Raw genomic sequence first — 8,573 nt, 5'->3', positions numbered from 1 at the left:
GGCCGAATGCCGCGGCCAGTTTTTCCCTGATCGCCTCTTCCAGCCGCTCGAAGCCGGTCGGCACCCGGATGCGCGCATCCAGTCCGCGACCGTTGACGCTGCGCATTTCCCACGTCCAGCGCAGCGCCTGATGCGTCCCTTCCTGATGGGCATAGCCCGTCATCGATTGTAGTGTCACGCCGGCATCCCCCGTGCGCTACCCAATGCACTTGCGGGCGGCCTCTTGCACCTATTCAGCCGCCTGTTCTTTCTGTTTGGCGCGTTCCGCCTCGATCTGGCGCCAGCGTCGGACGTTGCGGTTGTGCTGGTCCAGCGTTTCCGCGAAGACATGACCGCCGGTTCCGTCCGCAACGAAGTAAACATTGTTGGTGCGCGATGGCCGCGCAACGGCCTCGAGCGCCGCACGTCCGGGATTTGCGATCGGCGTGGGCGGCAGGCCGTTGATGACATAGGTGTTGTAGGCGGTCGGTTTCTCGATATCCGACTTGTATATCGGCCGGTCGGACGGCTTGCCCTTTCCGCCGAAAATTCCATAGATGATGGTGGGATCGCTCTGCAGGCGCATGCCGCGCTCGAGACGGTTCATGAAGACGGAGGCAACCATCGTGCGCTCGTCCGCCCGTCCCGTTTCCTTCTCGACGATCGAGGCGAGCGTGACGAACTCTTCCTTGGTCTCGATGGGCAGGTCCGGATTGCGCAGCGCCCATATCTGATTGACCAGCGCTTCCTGAGAGGCGCGCATCTGCTCAACGATCTCGGCGCGGGTCGTGCCGCGCGTGAATTTGTACGTCTCCGGCCGCAACGACCCCTCAAGCGGCATTTCCTGCGGCAGATCGCCGGTCAGTTCCTGGTTGCGGGCGAGACGCTCGAAAATCTGCTCCACGGTCAGGCCCTCGGCGATTGTCACCGAGTGCAGAATGGATTTGCCGGACCGCAGCAATTCCATGATCTCGCGCATCGAGGCGCCGGCCTTGATCTCATACTCGCCGGCCTTGAGCGTGTCGTTCGGCATGTAGGCGCTGACGCCGAACCTGAAGATCGTCGCGCTGTCGATGGCTTCGCGGCGCTGGAGTATGGTTGCGATCCTGCTGACGCCTATGCCTTCCGGTATCAGCACATAGGTGTTGCGCGCCAGCGGGCCTTCGCCGTCGAACTTGATCTTGCCAAAATAAACCGCCCCGGCCGCGGCCAGGGTCAAAATGACCACAAACGACATTATGAAGTTGAGGAAAACGACAAACTGGCTGCGCGCGCGCTTGGATCGTTTCGGCGGTTGCGGCGCCTCCTCGGGCTTCAGCGCCTGCCTTGCCGACTGCGGAATGATGGGACCGTTGGACCTGGACCGGCCGAAGCCGTCCTGATCGTCAGATATATTGCCGTCACTCACAACCTACCCCAATTCGCGTATCCAGCCACAATCCGCCACTATGGACATGAATATGGCAACAGATGGCAGCCCGCTTCAATTCCGTGTCATTTTATTCCTCGAAATTCCTCAGCACCAGCGAAGCGTTGGTGCCCCCGAATCCGAAGGAATTCGACAATGCAACGTTGATCTCGCGCTCACGCGCCGCTTTCGGCACAAGGTCGACCGCGGTCTCGACGGAGGGATTGTCGAGGTTGAGCGTCGGCGGCGCGATATTGTCCCGGATGGCGAGCGTGCAGAAAATCGCCTCGACAGCGCCCGCGGCACCCAGCAGGTGACCGATGGCGGATTTTGTCGACGACATCAATATACCCGAGGCGGCATCGCCAACGAGCCGTTCCACCGCCGCGAGCTCGATCGTGTCGGCCATGGTCGACGTTCCGTGGGCGTTGATATAGTCGATGTCGGCAGCCGAGACGCCGGCGCGCTTCATGGCGGATCGCATGCATCGATAGGCGCCATCGCCGTCCTCGGACGGCGCGGTAATATGGAACGCGTCGCCGGAAAGCCCGTAGCCGATGACTTCAGCATAGATCTTGGCGCCACGGGCCCTGGCGTGTTCCAGTTCTTCCAGGATGACAACGCCGGCGCCCTCGCCCATGACAAAACCGTCGCGCGCCTCGTCATAGGGGCGCGATGCACTCTTCGGATCGTCATTGTAGCCCGTCGAGAGCGCCTTGCAGGCCGCAAATCCGGCCATTGCAATGCGGCAGATGGGCGATTCGGTCCCGCCGGCGACCATGACATCGGCATCGCCGAGGGCAATCAGCCGGCTGGCGTCCCCGATCGCATGCGCACCGGTGGAACATGCGGTCACCACGGAGTGGTTCGGCCCGCGCAGCTTGTGGCGGATCGAGACCTGGCCGGCGGCCAGGTTGATAAGCCTGCCCGGGATGAAGAACGGAGAGATACGGCGCGGCCCTCTGTCACGCAGTGTCTCGCCGGCATCGACAATGCCCTGCAGCCCTCCGATACCCGAACCGATCATGACGCCGGTGGCGATCTGGTCCTCGTCGCTCTCGGGTTTCCATCCGGCATCTTCAAGCGCGTGATCGGCCGCGGCCATGGCATAGGTAATATACGGATCGACCTTGCGCTGTTCCTTCGGCTCCATGTGAGCGTCGGCATCGAACGTGCCGTCGCTGCCGTCACCGACCGGAATCCGGCAGGCAATTTTCGCAGCAAGGTCTTCGGTCTCGAATTCCCTGATCCGATCGGCCGCGTTGCCGCCGGCCACCAGCCTCTCCCAGGTCACCTCGGCGCCGTTGCCGAGAGGAGAAACCATACCAATTCCCGTGATGACTACACGCCTCATGCTGTTCCTGTCCTCATAACAGCGCCTTAGCGCCCGCCGCTTTCCGTACCCCGACCAATCGAGACACCGCGGTCATAACAACCAAACAGCCCGGAAATCTCCCGGGCTGGCGCATATCGTTTGTGTGATCGAAGGTCCACATGCCGTTCTGGCTGCGCGGGAGCTGGGCAGCCCCGGGGATTGAACTCAGGCTTGAGCTTTCTCGATATATTTGACCGCATCCCCCACAGTCAGGATGGTGTCGGCGGCATCGTCGGGGATTTCGACACCGAATTCTTCCTCGAACGCCATGACAAGCTCGACCGTGTCGAGAGAATCGGCACCAAGATCATCAATGAAGCTCGCGCCGTCCGATACTTTCTCGGCGTCGACGCCAAGATGCTCGACAACAATATTCTTAACGCGTTCTGCGATATCGCTCATGTCGTTATCCTCGACCCTTATCCTTTTGCAATGCCTTGGATAGCGGCATGCAGTCACTCAATCAAGTTCCAGCGCCTTATAATTCGGCGCACCCGGCCCGTCAAAAAGCGAGCCCTGTGGATTTCCCGGCTTGCCGGACCCTGCTGTCCTGGCCGGCAGGCTCCAGACTGCATTGGTTGCGGGCCTTAACACGGTTTATGCCAGCCGCAAAGCCTGAATTTTCCCGGGTAAGCGTCCAACGCCGCCAAAGTTGCCGAGAAACATCGAATTCGCCGGAAAGCCCCATCAGATCATGGCCATTCCGCCATTGACGTGAATGGTTTGCCCGGTGATGTAGGCGGCTTCGTCCGATGCCAGATAGGCAACGGCCGAAGCGACCTCCGCGCCCGTTCCCATGCGCTTCATGGGAATGGCGCCCATAATGGCGTCTTTCTGTTTGTCGTTCAGCTTTTCCGTCATGGCCGATTCAATGAATCCGGGCGCAACGCAGTTTACCGTCACGTTGCGCGGCGCGATCTCGGCGGCCAGCGATTTGGAGAAGCCGATCATCCCGGCCTTCGATGCGCAATAGTTGGCCTGCCCGGGATTGCCGGTTACACCGACGACAGAGGTTATGTTGATAATGCGCCCGCCGCGCCGCCGCATCATCGGGTGCGTGAGTTGCCGGGTGAGGTTGAAAACGGCGGTGAGGTTGACCTTGATCACCGAATCCCAGTCCTCATCGCTCATGCGGACGAAGAGCCCGTCCTTGGTGATGCCGGCATTGTTGACCAGGATATCGACGCCGTCGAGCGTTGCTTCCGCCGTGTCGCCCAGAGCCTTGACCTCATCACGGTCGGAAAGATTTGCCGGAAAGATATGTGCGTTGGTTCCGAGTTCGGCGGCTAGTGCCTCCAGCTTCTCGACGCGCGTTCCGTGAAGTCCGACAATGGCCCCGTTGGCATGCAGCACGCGCGCAATCTCTTCGCCGATGCCACCCGAAGCGCCGGTGATCAGCGCTTTGCGTCCGTTGAGTTCAAACATGATTTTTCCTTTTGCTCGACAAAGCAGCCCCGCGGGCAGACCGTTACCCGGCGAGGCAGTCTTCGATGTCCTGTGGCGTATTGATGGCCTTGCCCGCCAAAGACCGGTCGATGCGACGCGCAAGGCCGGTCAGCACCTTGCCGGCTCCGACTTCATAGACCTCGGTTACGCCATTTGATGCAAACCAGGAGACGGTCTCGCGCCAGCGCACGCGGCCGGTCACCTGCTCGACCAGCAATCGCTTGATCTTTTCCGGGTCTTCAACCGGCGACGCTATGACATTGGCGACCAGCGGCACGACGGGCTTTCTCACCGACACGTCGTCGAGTGCGGCGCGCATGGCATCGGCGGCGGGCTGCATCAATTCGGAATGAAACGGCGCCGATACGGGAAGCAGCAGCGCGCGCTTCGCACCCTTTTCCGCCGCAATCGCCACCGCTTTTTCGATGCTCTCACGCGCGCCGGATATAACGATCTGCCCGCCGCCATTGTCGTTGGCGATCTGGCAGACGCCCGCATCGGCGCAGTCGGCGCACAGCGCTTCGACGCCATCCTCCTCAAGCCCGATGATCGCCGCCATGGCGCCCCGGCCGACCGGAACCGCCTGCTGCATGGCATCGCCGCGAATGCGCAAAAGCCGTGCCGTATCGGCCAGCGTCAACGCACCGGCGGCGGCCAGGGCGGAATATTCTCCGAGCGAGTGGCCGGCAACATAGGCGACCCTGTCCCGCAGGGAAAAGCCGCCCGCCTCCAAAGCACGCATCGCCGCCATCGACACCGCCATCAGCGCCGGTTGCGCATTCGCCGTCAGGGTCAGCTCATCTTCCGGCCCGTCCCACATCAGCGCCGCAAGCTTCTGATCGAGGGCGTCATCGATCTCCTCAAAGACGGCGCGGGCTGCCGGAAAGGCGTCCGCGAGGTCCTTGCCCATGCCCACGCTCTGGCTGCCCTGCCCCGGAAAAGTAAAAGCCGTGCTCATGTGAACGCCCCAATCGGTTTGCCGCTGCTCGAACGGGCTATCACCATCGAATGGGCTGCAAGTCAAGCTTTGTGGAAAAAATCGGAGCCTTTCGGCCAAAACGGCCTTCAGGTCTGTGGATGCAATGGTGGTCAAACAGAAACGGGCGCGATAACCGCGCCCGTTCAAAACTGATTTATATCGGCAATTGCCGCGCCGGGCGGCCTGTCCAGCCGTTCTACAGATCGCCCAGCAGAATGTCGCGTGCGGCCTTGTTGGCTTCCTTCATGCGCATGGCGGCGCCGATCTGGCTGTTGTAGCGTGCGACGAGCTCTTCGCTTTGCTGCTTGTGCTCAGCGCCAAGCTGCTTGAGTTCCTCACGTGCGGCCTCAAGGCCCTGTTCATGGAACTCGATGTCGCTGCGGACCTTGGCTTCACGCTCGGCAAAGCTCTCTTCGAGAACCTGCTGCGCGGCTTCCCTCTCCGCTTCCATCCGTTCCATATCGGCGACGGCATCGCGAATGGCGGCATCATAAAGGTTGATCGCATGATCGGACTTGCTCGTCGGCATGGTGCGGTTCGTCGTCATCATCCGCTCGACGACGTCGTTCAGACTGCTGACAGCCTTTTCTTCGCGGTCGACGGTGCGCGTTGCCCGGACCACGTTGCTGGTTGTTGCGTTCATTCGTTGATCTCCTCGGTGAATGCTGGTCTCCACCACATCACCAGTTTTGTCTGACAGCGTTGCTCCATCGGCGAGAACAGGCCGACGACAGCGAGGCTTCCAAGTAACGCCCTGGAAATTAGCTAACGAATTTTTAACGTTGGATCAATTATGGCGTTAAGTTAACGTTAATTTTTAAGCTACTGATTAATTAGATAAATTTTTAATCAAAATTGCCGAATGGTGCAACGCCTCATCCGGGTCAGTAGACAGCGCCGTATCGGGCACATATCTCCTCATCGGAGAGGTCCTTCATCAAATCGACCTCGCAGCGCTTGTGGCGCAGATAGGCGTCGACCAGCGTCTCGCCGAAGGCACTGCGCGCCCAGTCGCTGTCGGCGAGGCCGTCCAGCGCCTCGGCCAGCGATTGCGGGAACCGGCTGACCGAGATCTCGAACAGTTCGGCCTCGCCGGCCTCGGTCAGGTCCATCGCCGTTGCCTGCGGCTGCGGCAGGGCCTCGTCGAGCCCGCTTATGCCGGCCCTTATGAGCGCCGCCAAAAGCAGGTAAGGGCTGGCAGCGGCGTCACCCGCGCGGAATTCAAAATGGAATTTCGCCGGAACGTCGTCATCGGCATCCGTTCTGAAGACCGGGCATATCCTGACTGCCGCTTCCCTGTCCTGGACGCCGAGATTGTTGAATGCGGCGCTCCAGCGATGCGGCGTCAGACGCATGTAGGAGGCAACCGAGGGCGCCGTCATGCACAGGAGATCCGGCGCATATTTAAGGACGCCCGCCAGGAACGAGCCGGCCTTGTCGGAAACACCGTTGGGGCGTCGCGCATCGTAATCGACGGGCTGCCCGTCGACGTCGAACAGCGAAAAATGGATATGGGTGCCGTTGCCCACCGACCGGGGATCGGCGATCGGCGTAAAGCTGGCCCGCGCACCGAGGCCGCGCGCAACCGCTCTCGTCATTTCGCGCAGGACGACCGCATCATCGGCCGCACCCAGAGCGTTGTTCGGCTTGACGGTCACCTCGCACTGAGCCGGACCGAATTCCGGCGAGAATGTATCCGGCACAAGCCCGGCCCGGCTGATGGTGTCCATCAGGCGGTTGGGAAAGGCGCCCATGCGCCGCAGGGCGCGCAGCGAATAGCCGAGCCCTTCCTGACCTTCGGCGCCCGAATAATGGAACTCGTGCTCAAACGCGGCCTTGACGGTCAGGCCATGGGTTCTGCGCAGGGTTTCGACCGCGCCGGCGAGCTGGCCGCGCAGGCAGCATTCCCAGCGTTGCCCGTCGAGGGTGAGCACATCGCCGATCACGAAACACTCGTCCACTGCGTATTCCGGGATCGCCAGATCCACGAGGGTGGAGAAGTCGGGCCGCAGAATAAGATCGCCGATCGCGCCCCACGGCGTATCGGCGATCGGCCCGAGACTGGTCTGGAATATGTTTGTCGGGGTCCAGCCGACACCGATGCCGCTGCGCTCCTCGCGGGCGCTGTGCGGCATCGCCTTGCCGCGCAACTGGCCGGCAATGTCGCTGGTGACAACCATGATGAGGTCGGTACCCTTGCGGCTTTCGGTCATGTGACGATTCTCCCGGTCGGGTACCGAGATTAGTCCCATCGCCGTTCCGGTCCAACCCTTTCCTTGCCGGACAGGCAAAGCCGCCGACACCATGCTCTGGAAGGAGTGAGGCACCGGTCGAATTCGCTTGCATCGTGCGGAAAAAGGCGTATAAGCGCGCTGTTCGAAACACCCGGTCGCCTGGCTGGGGGCTGAACGGAGGGCCGCCTGCAAGGGCGACAGGAAATAGAGATTTCCGGCCTCCCGTGTCTCCGCTCTCGACCGTCTCGAATTCAGCGCCTTTCTTGCCGACCGCCAGGCGGTCCCGGAAGGTCGTTGAGGCTTAGCCGCCGGTTTCCGTGGTGTTGGAACGAAGACAGACCAAGAAAGGCAAGCTTATCATGGCTTTATACGAACATGTTTTCCTTGCCCGGCAGGACGTTTCCAGCCAGCAGGTCGAGGCCCTTGTCGAGCAGTTCAAGGGTATTCTCGAAGCCAATGGCGGATCGGTCGGGCGCGTGGAAAACTGGGGACTGAAATCCCTGTCATACCGTATGAACAAGAACCGCAAGGCGCACTACACGCTGATGGACATCGATGCTCCGTCCGGCGCGGTCCAGGAAATGGAACGGCAGATGCGCATCAATGAGGACATCCTGCGTTACATGACAATCCGCGTCGATGAGCATGAGGAAGGTCCTTCGGTCATGATGCAGAAGCGCGACCGGGACGACCGTCCGCGCCGTGGCGACCGGGACGACCGCCCGCGCCGTCCGCGCGAAGACCGTAACTAGGGAGAACAAAAATGGTTGATATCAATCAGATCCCGACGCGGCGTCCGTTTCATCGCCGTCGCAAGACCTGCCCGTTCTCCGGTGCGAACGCGCCCAAGATCGACTACAAGGACGTGCGTCTTTTGCAGCGCTACGTTTCCGAGCGCGGCAAGATCGTTCCTTCCCGCATCACCGCGGTGAGCCAGAAGAAGCAGCGGGAACTGGCACGCGCCATCAAGCGCGCGCGTTTCCTCGGCCTGCTTCCCTATCTGGTGAAGTAAAGACTGAACGAAGCGGCCGGGTTTTCCGGCCGCAGCCGGCCGTGATGGGCACGGCGCGGACACATGTAACCCCCGAGTTGGGGCGCGCGGGCAACAGGCCGGAACGCCTCTAACTGCTTCAAAAAGCAGGACAGCGCATC

The 8,573-nt window shown here is 61.3% G+C and carries 10 protein-coding genes; 2 read left to right on the top strand and 8 right to left on the bottom strand.

Annotation, left to right across the window (positions count from 1 at the left end):
• The 8 genes from AC5E6N_RS17895 to AC5E6N_RS17860 form a co-directional block, all read right to left on the bottom strand.
• Nucleotides 1-163, bottom strand: a 163-nt coding sequence (locus AC5E6N_RS17895) for a YicC/YloC family endoribonuclease (protein WP_491749088.1), incomplete at its 3' end; no start/stop codon positions are given.
• A 66-nt stretch (nucleotides 164-229) separates the two neighbouring features.
• The gene (mltG, locus tag AC5E6N_RS17890; protein WP_491749087.1) at nucleotides 230-1,372 is read right to left on the bottom strand and encodes an endolytic transglycosylase MltG; all 1,143 of its coding nucleotides are present in this window, start codon (nucleotides 1,370-1,372) and stop codon (nucleotides 230-232) included.
• 106 nt (nucleotides 1,373-1,478) lie between these two features.
• Nucleotides 1,479-2,741: a beta-ketoacyl-ACP synthase II gene (gene fabF, locus AC5E6N_RS17885; RefSeq protein WP_491749086.1), complete on the bottom strand. Its 1,263-nt coding sequence runs from the start codon at nucleotides 2,739-2,741 to the stop codon at nucleotides 1,479-1,481.
• A gap of 186 nt (nucleotides 2,742-2,927) precedes the next feature.
• A complete protein-coding gene (locus AC5E6N_RS17880; RefSeq protein WP_267990650.1) occupies nucleotides 2,928-3,164 on the bottom strand; it encodes an acyl carrier protein in 237 nt (78 codons plus the stop codon).
• 285 nt (nucleotides 3,165-3,449) lie between these two features.
• Nucleotides 3,450-4,187, bottom strand: coding sequence for a 3-oxoacyl-[acyl-carrier-protein] reductase (fabG, locus tag AC5E6N_RS17875; protein WP_491749085.1), 738 nt, complete (start codon nucleotides 4,185-4,187; stop codon nucleotides 3,450-3,452).
• Nucleotides 4,188-4,230: 43 nt separating this feature from the next.
• The gene (gene fabD, locus AC5E6N_RS17870; protein ID WP_491749084.1) at nucleotides 4,231-5,166 is read right to left on the bottom strand and encodes an ACP S-malonyltransferase; all 936 of its coding nucleotides are present in this window, start codon (nucleotides 5,164-5,166) and stop codon (nucleotides 4,231-4,233) included.
• A gap of 217 nt (nucleotides 5,167-5,383) precedes the next feature.
• Nucleotides 5,384-5,830 (bottom strand): hypothetical protein, encoded by a 447-nt coding sequence (locus tag AC5E6N_RS17865; RefSeq protein ID WP_491689842.1) that lies wholly within the window; start codon nucleotides 5,828-5,830, stop codon nucleotides 5,384-5,386.
• A gap of 241 nt (nucleotides 5,831-6,071) precedes the next feature.
• Nucleotides 6,072-7,400 carry a type I glutamate--ammonia ligase gene (locus tag AC5E6N_RS17860; RefSeq protein ID WP_491749083.1) on the bottom strand — a complete coding sequence of 443 codons (1,329 nt, stop codon included), beginning with the start codon at nucleotides 7,398-7,400 and terminating at the stop codon, nucleotides 6,072-6,074.
• A 380-nt stretch (nucleotides 7,401-7,780) separates the two neighbouring features.
• Between AC5E6N_RS17860 and rpsF the strand changes: the two genes are divergently transcribed.
• Both rpsF and rpsR read left to right on the top strand, forming a co-directional pair.
• Nucleotides 7,781-8,173 carry a 30S ribosomal protein S6 gene (gene rpsF / locus AC5E6N_RS17855; protein WP_491689840.1) on the top strand — a complete coding sequence of 131 codons (393 nt, stop codon included), beginning with the start codon at nucleotides 7,781-7,783 and terminating at the stop codon, nucleotides 8,171-8,173.
• Nucleotides 8,174-8,184: 11 nt separating this feature from the next.
• Nucleotides 8,185-8,433 (top strand): 30S ribosomal protein S18, encoded by a 249-nt coding sequence (rpsR, locus tag AC5E6N_RS17850; RefSeq protein WP_491749082.1) that lies wholly within the window; start codon nucleotides 8,185-8,187, stop codon nucleotides 8,431-8,433.
• Nucleotides 8,434-8,573: the final 140 nt, after the last annotated feature.

Source organism: Hoeflea sp. (assembly GCF_984452065.1).
Note: the sequence above shows the minus strand (reverse complement) of the source record. Positions and strands in the feature narration are given on the sequence as shown.